The 15,652-nt window shown below is 58.1% G+C and carries 19 protein-coding genes and 1 tRNA gene; 8 read left to right on the forward strand and 12 right to left on the reverse strand.

Going from position 1 to position 15,652, the window contains the following annotated elements:
* Positions 1–3: 3 nt before the first annotated feature.
* Positions 4–441 (reverse strand): universal stress protein, encoded by a 438-nt coding sequence (locus ACR0I7_RS15655; protein ID WP_480512657.1) that lies wholly within the window; start codon positions 439–441, stop codon positions 4–6.
* 199 nt (positions 442–640) lie between these two features.
* Here ACR0I7_RS15655 and ACR0I7_RS15660 point away from each other — a divergent pair, with 199 nt between their 5' ends.
* Positions 641–1,102, forward strand: a complete 462-nt coding sequence (locus tag ACR0I7_RS15660) for a winged helix-turn-helix transcriptional regulator (RefSeq protein ID WP_480512659.1) — start codon at positions 641–643, stop codon at positions 1,100–1,102.
* 8 nt (positions 1,103–1,110) lie between these two features.
* Here the strand turns inward: ACR0I7_RS15660 and pyk are convergent, their stop codons facing one another.
* Complete coding sequence (gene pyk / locus ACR0I7_RS15665) at positions 1,111–2,556, reverse strand: pyruvate kinase (RefSeq protein WP_480512661.1); 1,446 nt, start codon at positions 2,554–2,556, stop codon at positions 1,111–1,113.
* Positions 2,557–2,675: 119 nt separating this feature from the next.
* On the opposite strand from pyk, the gene ACR0I7_RS15670 reads away from it, so the two are divergent.
* On the forward strand, positions 2,676–3,413 hold the full coding sequence (locus tag ACR0I7_RS15670) for an N-formylglutamate amidohydrolase (protein WP_480512663.1): 738 nt from the start codon (positions 2,676–2,678) through the stop codon (positions 3,411–3,413).
* 23 nt (positions 3,414–3,436) lie between these two features.
* Here the strand turns inward: ACR0I7_RS15670 and ACR0I7_RS15675 are convergent, their stop codons facing one another.
* Entirely contained in the window at positions 3,437–3,613 is a 177-nt protein-coding gene (locus ACR0I7_RS15675; protein ID WP_480512665.1) for a hypothetical protein, read from the reverse strand.
* Between the two features lie 91 nt (positions 3,614–3,704).
* On the opposite strand from ACR0I7_RS15675, the gene ACR0I7_RS15680 reads away from it, so the two are divergent.
* Positions 3,705–4,019 (forward strand): DUF1244 domain-containing protein, encoded by a 315-nt coding sequence (locus tag ACR0I7_RS15680; protein ID WP_480512667.1) that lies wholly within the window; start codon positions 3,705–3,707, stop codon positions 4,017–4,019.
* Positions 4,020–4,061: 42 nt separating this feature from the next.
* Here the strand turns inward: ACR0I7_RS15680 and ACR0I7_RS15685 are convergent, their stop codons facing one another.
* From ACR0I7_RS15685 to dgcN, 3 genes are all read right to left on the reverse strand, one after another.
* Positions 4,062–4,922: a D-amino-acid transaminase gene (locus ACR0I7_RS15685; RefSeq protein WP_480512669.1), complete on the reverse strand. Its 861-nt coding sequence runs from the start codon at positions 4,920–4,922 to the stop codon at positions 4,062–4,064.
* Between the two features lie 11 nt (positions 4,923–4,933).
* Positions 4,934–5,899: an N-acetyl-D-Glu racemase DgcA gene (dgcA, locus tag ACR0I7_RS15690; RefSeq protein ID WP_480512671.1), complete on the reverse strand. Its 966-nt coding sequence runs from the start codon at positions 5,897–5,899 to the stop codon at positions 4,934–4,936.
* A 64-nt stretch (positions 5,900–5,963) separates the two neighbouring features.
* Positions 5,964–6,965 carry an N-acetyltransferase DgcN gene (gene dgcN / locus ACR0I7_RS15695; RefSeq protein WP_480512673.1) on the reverse strand — a complete coding sequence of 334 codons (1,002 nt, stop codon included), beginning with the start codon at positions 6,963–6,965 and terminating at the stop codon, positions 5,964–5,966.
* Between the two features lie 294 nt (positions 6,966–7,259).
* Between dgcN and ACR0I7_RS15700 the strand changes: the two genes are divergently transcribed.
* A complete protein-coding gene (locus ACR0I7_RS15700; RefSeq protein WP_480512675.1) occupies positions 7,260–8,222 on the forward strand; it encodes an L-malyl-CoA/beta-methylmalyl-CoA lyase in 963 nt (320 codons plus the stop codon).
* A gap of 50 nt (positions 8,223–8,272) precedes the next feature.
* On the opposite strand, the gene ACR0I7_RS15705 is transcribed toward ACR0I7_RS15700, so the two are convergent.
* Both ACR0I7_RS15705 and ACR0I7_RS15710 read right to left on the reverse strand, forming a co-directional pair.
* Positions 8,273–8,851: a PA14 domain-containing protein gene (locus tag ACR0I7_RS15705; RefSeq protein WP_480512677.1), complete on the reverse strand. Its 579-nt coding sequence runs from the start codon at positions 8,849–8,851 to the stop codon at positions 8,273–8,275.
* Positions 8,852–8,966: 115 nt separating this feature from the next.
* Entirely contained in the window at positions 8,967–9,419 is a 453-nt protein-coding gene (locus ACR0I7_RS15710) for an Lrp/AsnC family transcriptional regulator (protein ID WP_480512679.1), read from the reverse strand.
* Positions 9,420–9,492: 73 nt separating this feature from the next.
* Between ACR0I7_RS15710 and ACR0I7_RS15715 the strand changes: the two genes are divergently transcribed.
* Complete coding sequence (locus tag ACR0I7_RS15715) at positions 9,493–10,089, forward strand: LysE family translocator (RefSeq protein ID WP_480512681.1); 597 nt, start codon at positions 9,493–9,495, stop codon at positions 10,087–10,089.
* Position 10,090: 1 nt separating this feature from the next.
* Here ACR0I7_RS15715 and ACR0I7_RS15720 read toward each other — a convergent pair whose 3' ends face one another.
* Positions 10,091–10,924, reverse strand: a complete 834-nt coding sequence (locus ACR0I7_RS15720) for an AraC family transcriptional regulator (RefSeq protein WP_480512683.1) — start codon at positions 10,922–10,924, stop codon at positions 10,091–10,093.
* Positions 10,925–11,045: 121 nt separating this feature from the next.
* On the opposite strand from ACR0I7_RS15720, the gene ACR0I7_RS15725 reads away from it, so the two are divergent.
* Complete coding sequence (locus tag ACR0I7_RS15725) at positions 11,046–12,008, forward strand: acetyl-CoA carboxylase carboxyltransferase subunit alpha (protein ID WP_480512685.1); 963 nt, start codon at positions 11,046–11,048, stop codon at positions 12,006–12,008.
* A gap of 4 nt (positions 12,009–12,012) precedes the next feature.
* Here ACR0I7_RS15725 and ACR0I7_RS15730 read toward each other — a convergent pair whose 3' ends face one another.
* The 3 genes from ACR0I7_RS15730 to ACR0I7_RS15740 form a co-directional block, all read right to left on the reverse strand.
* Positions 12,013–13,143 (reverse strand): lytic murein transglycosylase, encoded by a 1,131-nt coding sequence (locus ACR0I7_RS15730; protein ID WP_480512686.1) that lies wholly within the window; start codon positions 13,141–13,143, stop codon positions 12,013–12,015.
* A 112-nt stretch (positions 13,144–13,255) separates the two neighbouring features.
* A complete protein-coding gene (locus tag ACR0I7_RS15735; RefSeq protein WP_480512688.1) occupies positions 13,256–13,903 on the reverse strand; it encodes a GntR family transcriptional regulator in 648 nt (215 codons plus the stop codon).
* Between the two features lie 34 nt (positions 13,904–13,937).
* Positions 13,938–14,630 (reverse strand): M48 family metallopeptidase, encoded by a 693-nt coding sequence (locus tag ACR0I7_RS15740; RefSeq protein WP_480512690.1) that lies wholly within the window; start codon positions 14,628–14,630, stop codon positions 13,938–13,940.
* A gap of 99 nt (positions 14,631–14,729) precedes the next feature.
* On the opposite strand from ACR0I7_RS15740, the gene ACR0I7_RS15745 reads away from it, so the two are divergent.
* Both ACR0I7_RS15745 and ACR0I7_RS15750 read left to right on the forward strand, forming a co-directional pair.
* Positions 14,730–15,056, forward strand: coding sequence for a TIGR02300 family protein (locus ACR0I7_RS15745; protein WP_480512692.1), 327 nt, complete (start codon positions 14,730–14,732; stop codon positions 15,054–15,056).
* A gap of 142 nt (positions 15,057–15,198) precedes the next feature.
* Positions 15,199–15,274 (forward strand) — tRNA-Ala (locus ACR0I7_RS15750).
* Positions 15,275–15,652 lie beyond the last annotated feature (378 nt).

Here is a 15,652-nt window from a genome sequence, read left to right on the forward strand (position 1 = left end):
CCCTCAGTTCACAACTGTGACTGGCACATCGGCATGCATGACCAGATTCTGCGTCGAGCTACCGAACAAACGTTTCTTGAAACCGTCTGCCGATGAGCGACCAACAACGATCTGCGAGCCACCGTTTTCCACGGTGATGCTGTTCAGCGTTTCCGCAACATCGCCATGGCGGACAATACCGCGGGCCTCGAAACCTGCTGCTTTCAGGGCGTCAACGGCTGGGTTGACGACACGCGAGGTCGCAAGCTCAACCTCTTCCTCCCGGCGCTTGTGGCGCAGGGCATTCTCTTCCGGTGTCTGGAAAGTGAATGGGGACCATTCAATAACGTAAACTGCAAGCAGCTCGCATTCACCAATGCGCTGCGCCAGATCTTTGGCAAAAGCAATCGCGCGCTCGCCGGTTTCTGTCCCGTCCAGTCCTATGACAATTTTTGTTGTCATCTCGTTCCTCCATTTTTTGTTTATGTGACCGGGGCCCGTGCCCCCGGCAAAGCGGTCAGAACTGGGAACATTTCAACCAGACCGCCTTTGATCAGTATTAGGAAAAATCACTAGGAATTGGGGATGTTTTTGGTCTATTCTTAGTGGAATATGTCGTTATGCGCTAAAAAAACAGGGATTATTACTGATTAGCAGAGGTTTGGATAATATCGACCAACGCATCCTGAGCGAGCTTGAGGCCAACGGGCGGCTCTCAATAGTTGAACTTGCGGCCCGGGTAAACCTGACCAATACACCATGCTCAGAACGGGTAAAACGACTGGAGAAGAACGGCTTTATTAGAGGCTACAGCGCCATTGTCGATAAAGAGCGGATTGGACTGGCTCTGCTCACAGTGGTGCAGGTCTCACTGACCGCCACGGCCGAACGTTCTTTAGAAAAATTCAACGAAGCTGTCCGCAACGTACAAGAGATTGAAAGTTGCCTGATGGTCGCCGGGTCATTCGACTACCTTATCACCGTACGCACTCGCGACATTGCCCATTTCCGGATGGTTCTGGGCGAAAAGATCAACAAGCTGCCCGGAATCCACCAGACCAGCTCTTTCACAGTCATGGAAGCTGTGAAAGAGCCTGTAGGTCAGAGGGTTTCAGGGGCCTGAAACACGCGTTATTCCGGATCGGTGCTGTAGATCAGCCGTTCATCGCAGGGTGCCACCCGCAGAATGTTCGTCGTGCCGGGGACGTTGAAGGGCACACCAGCGGTCACGACGATCTGATCAGACTGGCCCGCAAATCCACCGGACCGTGCCGCGCGCGCGGCGTTGACTACGGCGCTCTTGAACCGCTCAAGCTCGGGCGTCATCACGCAGTTGCAGCCCCAGCTGAGGCACAGACGGCGGGCCGTGCCCTTAAGCGATGTCATCGCTATGATCGGAACCCCGGGGCGTTCGCGCGCGGTCAGCAATGCGGTGGTTCCGCTTTGCGTGAAACTGCAGATGGCCTTGATCTCGGTCTTTTCAGCAATTTCGCGCGCTGCCGCGACGATACCGTCCGCAACCGTCGTGCCTTTGGCCGTGCGCGAGGCGGCGATGATCTGGGTATAGGTCGGGTCGGCCTCGACCTCGATCGCGACCTTGTTCATGGTCTGCACAGCTTCGATCGGATATGATCCGGCGGCGGATTCCGCGCTGAGCATGATCGCGTCGGTGCCCTCATAAATCGCGGTTGCCACGTCTGAGACCTCGGCCCGTGTCGGCATTGGGCTTTCGATCATGCTTTCCAGCATTTGGGTGGCCACGATCACCGGTTTGGCTGCGGCCCGGCATTTGCGCACCAGACGCTTTTGGATCGGGGGTACAGCAGAGACCGGCAGTTCCACGCCCAGATCGCCGCGCGCGACCATGATCCCGTCGGAGGCATCGAGGATGTCGTCAAACGCCTCAACCGCAGCCGGTTTCTCGATCTTGGACAGGATCGCCGCGCGGCCATCGGCAAGCGAGCGCGCCTCAAACACATCCTTGGCACGCTGAACAAAGCTGAGCGCCAGCCAGTCGACGCCCAGTTGGCACACGAACTCCAGATCGTCACGATCCTTTTCGGAAAGGGCCGCCAGCGGCAACACCACGTCGGGGACGTTTACTCCTTTGCGGTTCGAGATCGTGCCACCGTTCTCTACCTTGCAATCCGCAAAATCCTGTCCGCATTTCTCGACGGTCAGACGAATTTTCCCATCGTTGACCAAGAGACGAGCACCGGGTTCAAGCGCTGCAAAAATCTCGGGATGCGGCAGGCAAACCCGATTTGCATCGCCAGGGGCCTCGTCGAGGTCGAGACGAAACGCATCGCCTTCAGCGAGTTCCTCCGCATCATTTGCAAAGACGCCAACGCGCAGTTTGGGACCCTGAAGGTCCGCCAGAATGGCAATCGGACTGTCCAGATCTTTCTCAACCTGACGGATGATCCGATGCCGTTCGCGAATCTCATCATGGCTGCCATGGCTCATGTTCAGGCGAAACACATCCGCTCCGGTCTCGTGCAGGGCGCGGATGGTGTCATAGTCATTGGACGCCGGTCCCAGCGTCGCCACGATTTTTACATTTCTCAGGCGTCGCATTGGTCTTGCTCTCCTCAATCGCTCAGATGTTACCGCAAACAGGGCTTGGTTGTGCTTATTGCGCAATTCCCTTTCGCAGGCAACTGCCCTACACCTGCGACAAACAAGATGACAGGCCTATGACATACACTCCGTTCTTTGTGCATGGCGCGGATCGCCCATCCCGCTGGCTGATTACATGCGATCACGCAACCAATACCGTGCCCCCTGAGATCAACGGGGGCGACCTCGGCCTGCCCCGCGAGGATATGGAGCGTCACATCGCCTATGATGTGGGCGCGTATGAAGTCTCGCGACATCTCGGAGAGATTCTGAACGCGCCGGTCATTGCAGCCAATTTCTCACGTCTTGTGATTGATCCGAACCGGGGAGAGGATGACCCGACACTACTAATGAAGCTTTATGACGGCTCAATCATCCCTGGCAACCGGCATGCTGACGCGGCAGAACGCGAACGCCGCCTGAATATGTGCTACCGCCCCTATCACGATGCACTGGCGCAATTGGCCGCCCTGCCCCATGCGATCATCATTTCGATGCACTCCTTCACCCGCCAATTGCGGGGACGCGAACCGCGCCCCTGGCATATCGGCGTTCTGCACACCCCGGACGAGCGGTTTTCGCGACCGTTGATCAATCGGCTGGAGGCCGAAAACGATCTGTGTGTTGGCGTGAATGAACCCTATACCGGCGTTCTGCCGGGCGACGCAATTGATCAGCACTGCACCGGGTTCGGGCGGCCCAACGCGCTGATCGAACTGCGCAACGATCTGATCGCCGACCACAAAGGACAGCGCGCATGGGCCGAGCGTCTGGCCATCATACTGGAAGACTCCCTGAACGACAGCGGGCTATAGCCGGGCCTATCCTGCGCTAGATGCTATTTCCGACGACTTTGGTCGCGCTCATAGAACCGCCAGAAAAGCTTCCAGAGCGAAACGATAGCCCACCCCACAAACAGGACGGCGAGTACCAGAAACAGCCCGTGCAACAGCTCAAACTCTTCATAGTTTGTCGGTTGCAAAGAAAACGGGGCGTATTTGAGCGGCACTGTCATCGTGTGGATACCCCGTGAATTGACGGAAGCAACTGTTCAAACCTGCATCAAGCTCTTAAATGAATAAAAGCACGCCACCGGGGAATTCAATATGGATCAGCAAACCGAAATCGAACTTCAGGCCGCAGCCTTTCGTCGCCTGCAAAAGCATCTGATGCAAGACCGCACCGATGTGCAGAACATCGACATGATGAACCTCGCCGGGTTCTGTCGCAATTGCCTGTCACGTTGGTATCAGGAGGCGGCGAATGAAAAGGGCATCGAGATGGGCAAAGACGAAGCCCGCCAGATTTTCTACGGCATGACTATGGATGAATGGAAAGCCAACTATCAAACCGATGCGAGCCCGGAAAAACAGGCCGCTTTCCAAGTGGCGTTCGAAGAGAATGTCGGGAAAGAGGGCTAGCACCCAAAGGAACAAGGCCCGCCAGTTGGCGGGCCCTTTCCGTCAGATCGCCGCTTTACGACTTTCATCCAGATAAATCTCGCGCAGACGTCTCGCGATGGGGCCCGGCGTACCATCACCCAGCGCAATCCCGTCAATCTCGACCACCGGCATGACAAAGGCACTGGCCGATGTGGTAAAGGCCTCATCCGCCTCTTTGGCTTCGTCGATAGTGAACAGGCGCTCTTCGATTTCCATCTGCGCCTCGGCCGCCAGACGCAGAACCGCCTTGCGGGTGATGCCGTGCAGGATGTCGTTCGACAGCGGGCGGGTCACGATCTTGCCGTTCTTGACGAAATAGGCGTTGTTGCTGGTGCCTTCAGTCACGTAGCCATCTTCAACCAGCCATGCATCATCGCACCCGGCCTTTTTGGCCATCATCTTACCCATCGACGGGTAAAGCAGCTGTACGGTTTTGATGTCGCGGCGGCCCCAACGAATGTCGTCGATCGAGATGATCTTGGCGCCCTTCTTTGACGCCGGGCTGTCGGCCAGGCCGGGCTTGTTTTGAGTGAACAGAACAAGGCTGGGTTTGGTATCGGCTGACGGGAAAACAAAATCCCGGTCGCCGTCCGACCCGCGGCTAACCTGTAGATAGACCAGACCCTCTTCGATGCCGTTCAGTTCGACCAGTTTGCGGTGAATGTCCAGCAGTTCATCCTTGGTGCAGGGCTCTGCCATATCCAACTCGTCCAGAGAGCGTTTGAGGCGGACCGCGTGACCTTCGAAGTCGATAAGCTTGCCGTCCAGCACGCTGGTCACTTCATAGACCGCATCCGCGAACAGAAAGCCACGATCAAAGATCGACACCTTCGCTTCGGTTTCGGGCAAGTATTCGCCATTTACATAAACGGTGCGGATCATTTCTTATCTCCTCAGCCCCAGAGTTCCGCTTTGGGCGGATGCACTCCGGCGTCATCAAATTTCAGCGGGGTATCGCGGTCTTCGGCCAAAAGCAGCGGACCGTCAAGGTCGGTGACCATCGCGCCCTGCGCAACCAAAGTGGCAGGTGCCATGGCCAGCGAACTGCCAACCATGCAGCCGATCATGATGCCATAGCCTTCGGCCAACGCGGCCTTGCGCAGCTCGAGCGCCTCGGTCAGGCCGCCGGTTTTATCAACCTTGATGTTGATGACATCGTATTTGCCCTTCAACGCCGGAAGGCTGTGGCGATCATGGCAGCTCTCATCCGCACAGACAGGCACTGGGCGGTCCATGCCGATCAGCGCGTCATCCTCGCCGGCGGGCAAAGGCTGCTCGACCAGTGCAACGCCCAGACGGACGAGATGCGGCGCGAGATCGGTGTAAACCTCAGCACTCCAGCCTTCGTTCGCGTCGATAATGATGCGCGCGTCGGGCGCGCCAGCACGTACGGCTTCGAGCCGGGGCATATCGTCTGGCGTTCCAAGCTTAATTTTCAACAACGGACGATGGCTGTTTGCAGCCGCCTGCGCCTGCATCGCCTCAGGTGTGTCCAATGACAGGGTATATGCGGTGATTTCAGGCCCGGGCACGGGCAGCCCGGCCAGTTCCCACGCGCGCTTGCCGGCCCGCTTGCATTCCAGATCCCATAGCGCGCAGTCAACCGCGTTGCGCGCGGCCCCTGCGGGCAGAAGGTCCATCAGCGATTGCCGGGTAAACGTCTCGGGCAGTGCCGCGATTTCCGCCTCGACCGAGTCGAGCGTTTCGTCATAGCGGGCATAGGGCACGCATTCCCCCCAGCCTTGCGCGGTTCCGTCAGACAGGCTGACCGTCAGAACCTTGGCTTCGGTCCGTGATCCGCGGGAAATGGTGAAGGCCTGTGCCAGACGGAACACATCGTGCGAGACGTTTACTTGCATGCCGAGTTCTTTCTGTTGTTGGAGTAGAGCGCTGCCCGCATCTGGGGGCAGCGTCTCTTTCTGTTTACAGGGCGTCCAGCGCGTCTACCAGCTTACCCGCGCCAAACCGGTAGGGGTCAGTTGCGGGAATACCCATCTCGTCCTCGACCTTGGCGATATATTCGCGGGCCTCGTCCTCACCCAGATGCTGGGTGTTGATCGACACGCCTGCAACCTGACAGGCCGGGTTTGCTATACGCGCCAGCGGCAGCGCTGTGTCGCGCAGCTGCTCTAGCGTCGGCAGCGCGTATTCAGGCAAGCCGCGCATATGCGTCCGGGTGGGTTCGTGGCAAAGGATCAGCGCATCGGGCTGACCGCCATGGATCAGGGCCATGGTGACGCCCGAGTAAGAGACATGGAACAGCGAGCCCTGCCCTTCGATGTGATCCCAATGGTCTGGATCATTGTCCGGTGTCAGGTATTCGACTGAACCGGCCATGAAATCAGCAATAACAGCGTCAAGCGGAACGCCCTGACCGGTGACCAGAATACCAGTCTGGCCCGTGGCTCGGAAGCTGGATTTCATGCCACGCTTGCGCATCTCGGCATCCATCGACATCGCGGTGTACATCTTACCGGCCGAGCAATCGGTTCCAACGGCCAGACACCGTTTGCCGCTGCGTTTTTTGCCATTGGCAATCGGATATCCAACGGTCGGCACACGCACGTCGTGCAGGGTGCAGCCATGGGTTTGCGCCGCCGCAACCAGATCGCCTTCGTCACGCAGCAGGTTGTGCAGGCCCGAGGCCAGATCATAGCCCATCTCAAGCGCTTCAATCAGCACTTCTTTCCAGGTTTCGCTGATAATGCCACCCCGGTTTGCAACGCCGATCACCAGCGTCTTGGCACCAGCGGCCTTACCTTCGGCCAGCGTCATTTCCGTCAGACCCAGATCGGCGTTGCAGCCGTCCAGACTGATTTGACCAACCGCGTTTTCCGGACGCCAGTCCCGGATACCAATGGCCACTTTGGCTGCCAGCAGGTCGGGCGCATCGCCCAAAAACAGCAAATACGGTGTCTCGATCATTGCGCGCACTCCTTTGATTCCGACATAAACTAAGAAACCGCATTCACGAGCGCTTCGCATATCTGATGGCCTGCGGACCTCGCTGTGGAAGAATTTTGCGCGTTCTGTTGAATTGGCGCACATTCCTTCGAAGTTTTCAAAATGCCCAAACTTTAATCACCGCACAAACCCACCTCTGCAACGACATGCTGCACAAGCATTGCCGCAGATGCACAATGAAGCTTGCGCATAATCGCGCAATTTAATACCTCATTGGACAAGAAAATTGTAACTTCATTACTCAACGAGGTCCCGATGAGCTTTCGTATCCAACCCCCCGCCCCGGCACGCCCCAATCGCTGCCAGCTGTTTGGCCCCGGATCAAACACCAAACTGTTTGCTAAAATGGCGGCCTCTGCGGCGGATGTGATCAACCTAGACCTCGAAGATTCTGTTGCACCGACTGACAAAGACGTTGCCCGCGCCAATGTCATCGAGGCATTGAACACCGTCGATTGGGGCAGCAAATACATGTCGGTACGCATCAACGGGCTGGATACGCCCTATTGGTACCGCGATGTGGTCGATCTGCTGGAACAGGCGGGCGATCGTCTGGATCAGATCATGATCCCCAAGGTTGGATGTGCAGCCGACGTCTATGCGGTGGATGCGCTTGTCACTGCCATCGAGCGTGCCAAGGGGCGGACCAAGCCGATCAGCTTTGAAGTGATCATCGAATCCGCTGCAGGCATTGCCCATGCAGAGGAAATCGCAGCCTCTTCCCCACGCATGCAGGCGATGAGCCTTGGCGCGGCTGACTTTGCCGCGTCAATGGGTATGCAGACCACCGGAATTGGCGGCACGCAGGAGAACTATTACATGCTGCGCGAAGGTGAAAAGCACTGGTCTGACCCTTGGCATTGGGCGCAGGCATCCATCGTGGCGGCGTGCCGTACCCACGGCGTTCTGCCCGTGGACGGCCCGTTTGGCGATTTCTCGGACGATGAGGGCTATATCGCGCAGGCCAAACGCTCGGCCACGCTGGGCATGGTTGGCAAATGGGCCATCCACCCCAAACAGATTGCGCTGGCCAACGAGGTCTTTACCCCGTCTGACGAAGCCGTCTCGGAAGCGCGCGAAATTCTGGCCGCGATGGAGCAGGCCAAAGCCAATGGTGAAGGCGCAACCGTCTACAAAGGTCGTCTGGTCGATATCGCCTCGATCAAACAGGCCGAGGTTATCGTGGCACAGGCCGAACTGATCGCCGCAAACGGATGAATGAAACATAATAAATAGGCGCCCGGTGAGGCGCCTTTTTCTATTCCGGGTCAGCGACCAAAGACGTTGTTGGGTGTCCAGGTGATCCGTTCACCCTTTTTGCCCGATTTCATCATCAGGCAGGATGTGCCGTATTTCTGAAAATACTTGATTGTGATCGGATACCAGCCTGCCTTGGGCACTTCGACCTCGGTCCGCTGATTGGCTTCACAACCCTGACGCCCGTTGACATACCCGATCTGCTGGCCACCAACCCAGGCGTCGATCCCATCGTTGGACCATGTCTCAAGCTCATAAATACCGGGGGAATCGAACCGCATATACCCGGTGATTTCCGCCGCCACGTTAAACGCCTCATTGAAGGTCAGGACCGGGTCGCCTTCATTTGTATCGCGATAGTCCAGCCCCCGCAGCGGCTGACCGGGCTTGGCCTTTTTCAGCATCTGATTGGTTTTGGCCAAATTCTGGATCTTGCGCGGTGGGTTGCCTTCCCACTTGTATTTCACGTTCAGCCCAGCCTTGGGCTTTGGCTGCGGGTTGGCAGGCTGCAGCTTCAATGGTGCGGATAGGGCCGCCCCGGCGATTAACGCCAATGCTGCGGCAAGCGCTCCGGCTCGGGCGATTGTCATGGTCTTCTCCCTGAGTGTGGCCAAATCGAGGTTGATCCCCGTTAACAGGCATTTGAGGTAACACTATGACGTGAATTTTAACCCTGCAAGATAGTTAAGGTTCACATTCTCCACCTCAGGCCCGCATGTCTTTGGGGGATCCCATCACCACATAAGAGGTGATCGAGGTGACATGCGGCAGCGTTCCCAGCACCTCGGTGTGAAAAGTTTTGTACGCAGGCAAGTCAGTGCATTCGACCCGCAAAAGGTATTCAATTGTCCCGGTAATGTTATGGCATTCGACAACTTCGGGCGCTTGCTGCAGGGCGCGTTCAAAGCCTTCCTGCGCCGCCTTGGTATGCTCTCCCAGACCCACTCCGATGTAAGCGACAAAGCCGATGCCCATGGCGGCGGGGTTCAGAACGGCGCGATATCCCGAGATAACGCCCGACCGCTCCAGCTCCTGCACCCGGCGCAAACAGGCCGAGGGGGAGAGGCCAACCCGCTCGGCCAGTTCCAAATTGCTGACCCGTCCGTCGCGAGACAGCTCACGCAATATAAGGCGGTTTATTTGGTCATTCTTGGTCATTAATTGCAACGATAGCGTCATCGCGCACGAAAACGCAATTTCATTTGCCGCAATCAGCGCAATTCTCCCGGCTATGACCTATGAGATCTTGCTGGCCCTCATCACCTTTGCCTTCGTCTCTTCAATCACGCCGGGGCCGAACAACCTGATGCTGATGGCATCGGGTGCTAATTTCGGGTTTCGCCGCACGATCCCGCATATGCTGGGCATTGGTTTGGGCTTCACCTTTATGGTGCTGCTGGTGGGTGCAGGGTTGGTGCAGCTGTTTGACCGGTATCCGGTCAGCTACACAGTGCTCAAAATCGCTTCTGTAATCTATCTGGTATATCTGGCGTGGAAGATCGCCCACGCAGCCCCGGCGCACCATCAGACGGCAGCAGGGACGCCCATGACATTTTTGCAAGCCGCCGCGTTTCAATGGGTCAATCCGAAGGCTTGGGCCATGGCACTGACCGCAACCACGGCCTACGCCCCTGGTCGGACACTTGAGGCCATCGTCATCGTCGCGGTGGTGTTTGGAGCAATCAATCTGCCCTCGGTCAGCACATGGACAATACTTGGTCAGCAGATGGCGCGGGTTTTGACCAACCCGCGCCGCCTCGTGATGTTCAACTGGACAATGGCCGCGCTGCTAATTGCCTCGCTTTACCCTGTCCTTTGGCCGAACTGAGTTACTTCAGCGGCAGGCAGATTTCTGTCAGCAACTCTTCCGGGGGCGTCGTGCGAGGGTCATTCAGATAGATTTCATAGCATGGCTCATCCGCAGGCTCTTCACCCGATTCAGGCAACCAATTGCCGAAGAGTGTATTATAAGCCGCCTGCGTCCCTGAATAGGGCCCCTTATACGTGAGCACAGCGGTTTTACCGCCGGGTATCTGCAGACTTGTCATACCTTCGGGCACGGCCTCGCCATTGAACTCAGCCCCCGCATAGCTGCGCAACTGATCTGTCGGAACATCTTCTGGGCTGTCGAAATATATACCTACGACCGCCCCCAATTGCGGCCACAGATTGCGAGATTCACACAAGGCGCTGAAGCTTTCAAAGCTCTTTCCAATTTCAGCATAGTCACCGTGATGCGACAGCGCGACGATACGACGAGCGGGCTCGGTGCGAGTTGTTACAGGATGCATTGGATATTCTCCGATTTTAAGCTGTGGATTAACCAGCAACCAGCGCCCGGATTTGCGAAAGGCCGCGGGGCTGACGCTGTAGGCCTGTGAAAAGGCCCGGGCAAAAGAATACAGGTTGAGATAACCCACAGCTGACGCAATCTCGGCCACTGCCCGGTCGGTTTGCACCAGCCAACACGCAGCACGGTGCAATCTGATCCGGCGGACAGCCTGCGCGCAGGTTTCGCCGGTGATAGCGCGAAATACGCGGTGCCAGTGAAACCGGGACATCGCCGCCACATCGGCCAGCGCATCCAGTGACAGATCCCCGGCGGGGTTGTCGTGAATATACGTCAAGACGCGCAGAATGCGATCTTCGTAGCTGTTTGCCATCTGCAACCTTCCTTCTCTCTGCCAACCCGTGTTCGCATATCCCGCATTCACAAATCTTGCTGAGTTGCATCTGGCGCGACCTGAGGTCATATAGCAGGGAACTTCCGCGTTGAGAGGCGTCATGACCCAGTATCTGGATTTCGAAAAACCGCTGGCCGAGATTGAAGGCAAAGCAGAAGAGCTGCGTGCGCTGGCCCGCGCTAACGAAGAGATGGATGTGGCCGAAGAGGCCTCCGCCTTAGACGCCAAAGCGGCCAAGCTGTTGGATGAGCTTTACAGCGACCTGACACCGTGGAGAAAATGCCAGGTCGCACGCCACCCCGAGCGGCCGCATTGCAACGACTATGTGGATGCGCTGTTTACCGAATTCACACCTTTGGCCGGCGACCGGAACTTTGCCGACGATCTGGCGGTCATTGGTGGTCTTGCTCGGTTCAACGACCAGCCGGTTATGGTGATCGGTCACGAGAAGGGTTCAGACACCAAATCGCGGATTGAACGCAACTTTGGCATGGCCCGGCCCGAAGGCTATCGCAAAGCTGTCCGCCTGATGGAGATGGCCGGGCGGTTTGGCCTGCCCGTTATCACGCTCATCGACACCGCAGGGGCGTACCCTGGCAAAGGCGCAGAAGAACGCGGCCAGTCCGAGGCCATCGCCCGCTCGACAGAGATGTGCCTGAAAATCGGCGTCCCGCTGGTTTCGGTCATCATCGGCGAAGGCGGATCGGGCGGCGCGGTGGCCTTCGCCACGGCGAACCGTGTCGCGATGTTGGAACATTCGGTCTATTCGGTTATCTCGCCCGAGGGCTGCGCCTCGATCCTGTGGAAGGATTCCGAAAAGATGCGCGAAGCGGCAGAAGCCCTGCGGCTGACCGCACAGGACCTGTACAAGCTTGGGGTTTGCGACCGCATCATTTCGGAACCGAAAGGCGGCGCGCATCGTGACCGTGCCTCGACCGTCGACTCGGTTCGCGCGGCCATCACCGACATGTTGCAAGAGCTGAGCGGCAAGGATGCGGCGACCCTGATCAAGGATCGCCGTCAGAAATTCCTAGATATCGGGTCGAAAGGTTTGGCGGCCTGATTGATCAGCCGCCCAACTGGCGTAACAACCCAACCGACGGCTCACCTGTGACCGGCAGCGCGTGGGCGCGCTGGTAATCTGTGATCGCCGACTTTGTATTGTTGCCGATCACACCATCGGCGCCTTGCGTATCGTATCCGGCAGAGGTCAGGCGGCGCTGCAGCTCTTTGCGATCCTCCAGCGTTAGCCCGGTTGCGTCCGGGCCAAACGACGCCTGAAACGGCGCGCCACCCGCGATACGATCCGCCAGATGACCAACGCCAATCGCATAGCTGTCCGAGTTGTTGTACCGCTTGATCACCTGAAAGTTCCGGAACACAGCAATGCGAGGTCCGGGCACCTGCGGTTGCAATACCGCAACCGGCGTGCCGGAGACCGTTCCAACCTCTCCCCCCCAGGGCTGTCCGCGCATCCAACCAGCCCGTGCCAGATAGGCCGCGGTCGATGCAAGCGAGTCTGTGGGATCATCCGACCAGATATCGCGCCGCCCGTCTCCGGTGAAGTCGACCGCATATGAAAGATATGATGTCGGGATGAACTGCGTGTGGCCCATCGCGCCCGCCCAACTGCCGGTCATATTGTTGGGTGAGGTGTCGCCCTCTTGGATGATTTTCAGCGCGGCCACCAATTGCTTTTCAAAGAAAGCTCCGCGTCGTCCATCATAGGCCAGCGTCGAAGTCGCCGAGATCACCGGCACATCCCCACGCCGCGCGCCATAGCGGCTTTCCAGCCCCCAAACCGCGACGACAACCTCACGGTCGACACCATATTGCGCCTCGATCCGCGACAAGGTCGCGCCATGGCGCTGAAGCATCTGTTTGCCGGTGCTGATCCGCTCGTCCGAGGCGGCGATGGCCAGATAATCCTCAAGCGAGCGTTTGAACTCGACCTGATTGCGGTCGCGCTCGATCACATCGGGCAGATATCCTGCCCCCTGAAAGGCCCGGTCTATGGTCGATTGCGAAATGCCCTGCGATGCGGCGCGCCCTTTGAAACTGGCCACCCAGGCTTCCCAACCTGCGTTGGGCACAGTGCGCATACGAGACGCGGGCGCGCGCGACGGTGTACCACCGCCGGAACAGGCGGCGAGCGTCGTTGACATAAGCCCCAATGAAAACGTTCTGCGATTGATCATGGCTGAAAATCTGCTCTTGTTGTGATTACCGCTATGCTAGCGCAGACGCAGAAGGCAAGCCAGCGAAACGACCTGACAAAGCGCGCCGAAAACCTCAGCGGCGGTAACTTGCTCAGGTCACCAGCAACCGCAAACCCTGTGTCACATCGGACCGCACGGCAAGGCGCAGGCCGGGTTCATCCCCGGCCTTGAGGGCGGCAATGATCAGCTTGTGATAATGCGGGGGTTCAGTGCGGCGCAGCCTGCCATAGAGGGCGCGCATGGTTGGCCCCAGCTGCAGCCAGACGGTTTCGGCCATGGCCAGCATCGCAGGGGCCTGCGCGCGCAGATAAAGTGTGCGGTGAAAATCCAGATTGGACCGGATATATCCAACCGCATCGCGCTTGGTCACCATCTCGGCCACGGTCATGTTGATGCTCTGCAAACGGTCGATCAGCGCCATATGGGCGCGCGGCAAGGCGCGGCTGGCCAGCTCGACCTCAAGAAGCGCGCGCAGTGCCGCCAGTTCCTCGATCCGGTCATTGGTCAACTCGGGCGTCGAAACCCGCCCCGATGACGACAGAAACAACGCGCCTTCGGCGGCCAGCCGGCGCACCGCTTCGCGCGCGGGCGTCATCGAGACACCAAATTCCTTGCCGATCCCGCGCAATGTCAGCGCCTGGCCGGGCGCCATCTCTCCGTGCATGATCCGGGAACGAAGCGACCGGTATACCCGATCATGTGTTGCGGTTTGTGAGTCAGACTGGCGCGCATTCAACATGCCCCCATGTGATCACAAAATGCGAGGGCGTCAACTAGGTCGCCGCCCCAAAGCGATAGCGGTGCAAATCAGCCCCGTTATCACGCAACCACTGCCGCGGCTCGCGATACGGGCCATAAATATCCTCAACCCGCGCCCAGAATGCGCGTGAATGGTTCATCTCGGCCAAATGCGCAACCTCATGCGCGGCCACGTAGTGCAACACATCAGATGGCGCGAGGATCAGGCGCCATGAAAACATCAAGCCACCGCTTGAACTACACGACCCCCAACGTGACCGCGTATCCCGCATCGTCAGCGAGGAGTAGCGCCGCCCCAACATTGCAGAATAGTCATCGCAGGCCCCGGTCAACCGATCGCGGGCAAGCTCTTTCAGAAACCGCGCCAGGCGCCGGGCTTCACCGCCCGTCGGAACCCGAACCTCATCTCGACCCAGCACGATCCGCCGCCCCTCAGCCGGGATGATCCGACGCGCGACACCCTCGACCGGGATCGAGACTCCGAACCCGATATCAACCGCATCCGGCTGCGCGTCCAGATGCTCGCGAATCCAGCCCTCTTTTGACTGGGCAAAGCTCAGCGCCTCCGCCTCGGGCACACCCTGCGGATAGGTCAGCGTCACGCGCCCATCGAGTTGCGAAATGCGCAGACTAATGCGGCGCGCGCGTGTCGATTTGCGCAATGTCAGCGGTACAGGTGGTTGTCCGGGCAATGCGTGGCGCCCCATTCTTGCTTCTCCCTGCGCAAAGGCTTTGACAGTCCCCTCTGCATATGGCACGTGACCTGAATCGTCGATACGACTCACCTGATATCAAGGGGATTTCACATGCCCAAGGAAGAATGGGGCGTAAAGCGCGTTTGCCCAACCACCGGCAAGCGGTTTTACGACCTGAACAAGGACCCGATCGTTAGCCCTTATACCGGCGAGATCGTGGAGCTTGAGACCGGCAAAAGCCGGATGATCGCCGCTGACGCGGAAGATGCCGCATCAGCCAAGGCGCGCGAAAAAGCATCGGAAGAAGATATTGTTCTGGATGATGACGACAATGTCGACGTCGAACTGGATGATGATCTGCTGGACGATGATGATGATGACAACGATAACGTCTCGTTGGACGATATCACCGACATGTCGTCAGAAGACGAAAACTAATACCGGCCAGAGGCGGCACCGCGCCGCCTCTCACCTTCTCCGGTTGCAAGCTGGAAAGTTTTTGACGGATTCAATTTTTTAGACTTGCGCTCAGCGCCACTGTCTCATAAACGTCCGTCCACCGCAGACGCGGTACCGGAATGGGGCCTTAGCTCAGTTGGGAGAGCGCTTGCATGGCATGCAAGAGGTCAGGGGTTCGACTCCCCTAGGCTCCACCAAATCTCCATAATGGTACGAGCACCAAAGTTTTTCCTTTTTGGCAGCAGCATTTTCCTTTGGGACCGAAGCAGCCTTAAATATTCCGTTCAGCAAATGGCCGGAATGAGCCCCAACCTGCCGTTGATCCTATTTCCACCTTTCGCACATGCAGCGGACCGCCAACCGCATAAAGCGGTCTTTCACAGTCCAGGGCTGGATGGCTTGTGAGCGGACGAAGCCGTCATCTGGAATATCCTTGCGTATGACCGCTGTCAGCGCATAGCAGTTGACCCAGCCCCTTGATCCGGGCCGTTTGGATGTAGAATCCGTTCCTGTTTCTTTCTCGTGTTTAGGTTGCGGTCAAGGCCTGCTGAGCGGAGCCGTTGCGTAGCTCAAGC

The organism is Ruegeria sp. AM1, from assembly GCF_056540745.1.

Bases quoted from the DNA above. Each gene is read 5' to 3' on its own strand.
- ACR0I7_RS15655 (WP_480512657.1), bottom strand. From the start codon at position 441: ATGACAACAAAAATTGTCATAGGACTGGACGGGACAGAAACCGGCGAG.
- pyk (WP_480512661.1), bottom strand. From the start codon at position 2,556: ATGCGACGCCTGAGAAATGTAAAAATCGTGGCGACGCTGGGACCGGCG.
- ACR0I7_RS15670 (WP_480512663.1), top strand. From the start codon at position 2,676: ATGACATACACTCCGTTCTTTGTGCATGGCGCGGATCGCCCATCCCGC.
- ACR0I7_RS15675 (WP_480512665.1), bottom strand. From the start codon at position 3,613: ATGACAGTGCCGCTCAAATACGCCCCGTTTTCTTTGCAACCGACAAAC.
- ACR0I7_RS15680 (WP_480512667.1), top strand. From the start codon at position 3,705: ATGGATCAGCAAACCGAAATCGAACTTCAGGCCGCAGCCTTTCGTCGC.
- ACR0I7_RS15685 (WP_480512669.1), bottom strand. From the start codon at position 4,922: ATGATCCGCACCGTTTATGTAAATGGCGAATACTTGCCCGAAACCGAA.
- dgcA (WP_480512671.1), bottom strand. From the start codon at position 5,899: ATGCAAGTAAACGTCTCGCACGATGTGTTCCGTCTGGCACAGGCCTTC.
- dgcN (WP_480512673.1), bottom strand. From the start codon at position 6,965: ATGATCGAGACACCGTATTTGCTGTTTTTGGGCGATGCGCCCGACCTG.
- ACR0I7_RS15700 (WP_480512675.1), top strand. From the start codon at position 7,260: ATGAGCTTTCGTATCCAACCCCCCGCCCCGGCACGCCCCAATCGCTGC.
- ACR0I7_RS15705 (WP_480512677.1), bottom strand. From the start codon at position 8,851: ATGACAATCGCCCGAGCCGGAGCGCTTGCCGCAGCATTGGCGTTAATC.
- ACR0I7_RS15710 (WP_480512679.1), bottom strand. From the start codon at position 9,419: ATGACCAAGAATGACCAAATAAACCGCCTTATATTGCGTGAGCTGTCT.
- ACR0I7_RS15715 (WP_480512681.1), top strand. From the start codon at position 9,493: ATGACCTATGAGATCTTGCTGGCCCTCATCACCTTTGCCTTCGTCTCT.
- ACR0I7_RS15720 (WP_480512683.1), bottom strand. From the start codon at position 10,924: ATGGCAAACAGCTACGAAGATCGCATTCTGCGCGTCTTGACGTATATT.
- ACR0I7_RS15725 (WP_480512685.1), top strand. From the start codon at position 11,046: ATGACCCAGTATCTGGATTTCGAAAAACCGCTGGCCGAGATTGAAGGC.
- ACR0I7_RS15730 (WP_480512686.1), bottom strand. From the start codon at position 13,143: ATGATCAATCGCAGAACGTTTTCATTGGGGCTTATGTCAACGACGCTC.
- ACR0I7_RS15735 (WP_480512688.1), bottom strand. From the start codon at position 13,903: ATGTTGAATGCGCGCCAGTCTGACTCACAAACCGCAACACATGATCGG.
- ACR0I7_RS15740 (WP_480512690.1), bottom strand. From the start codon at position 14,630: ATGGGGCGCCACGCATTGCCCGGACAACCACCTGTACCGCTGACATTG.
- ACR0I7_RS15745 (WP_480512692.1), top strand. From the start codon at position 14,730: ATGCCCAAGGAAGAATGGGGCGTAAAGCGCGTTTGCCCAACCACCGGC.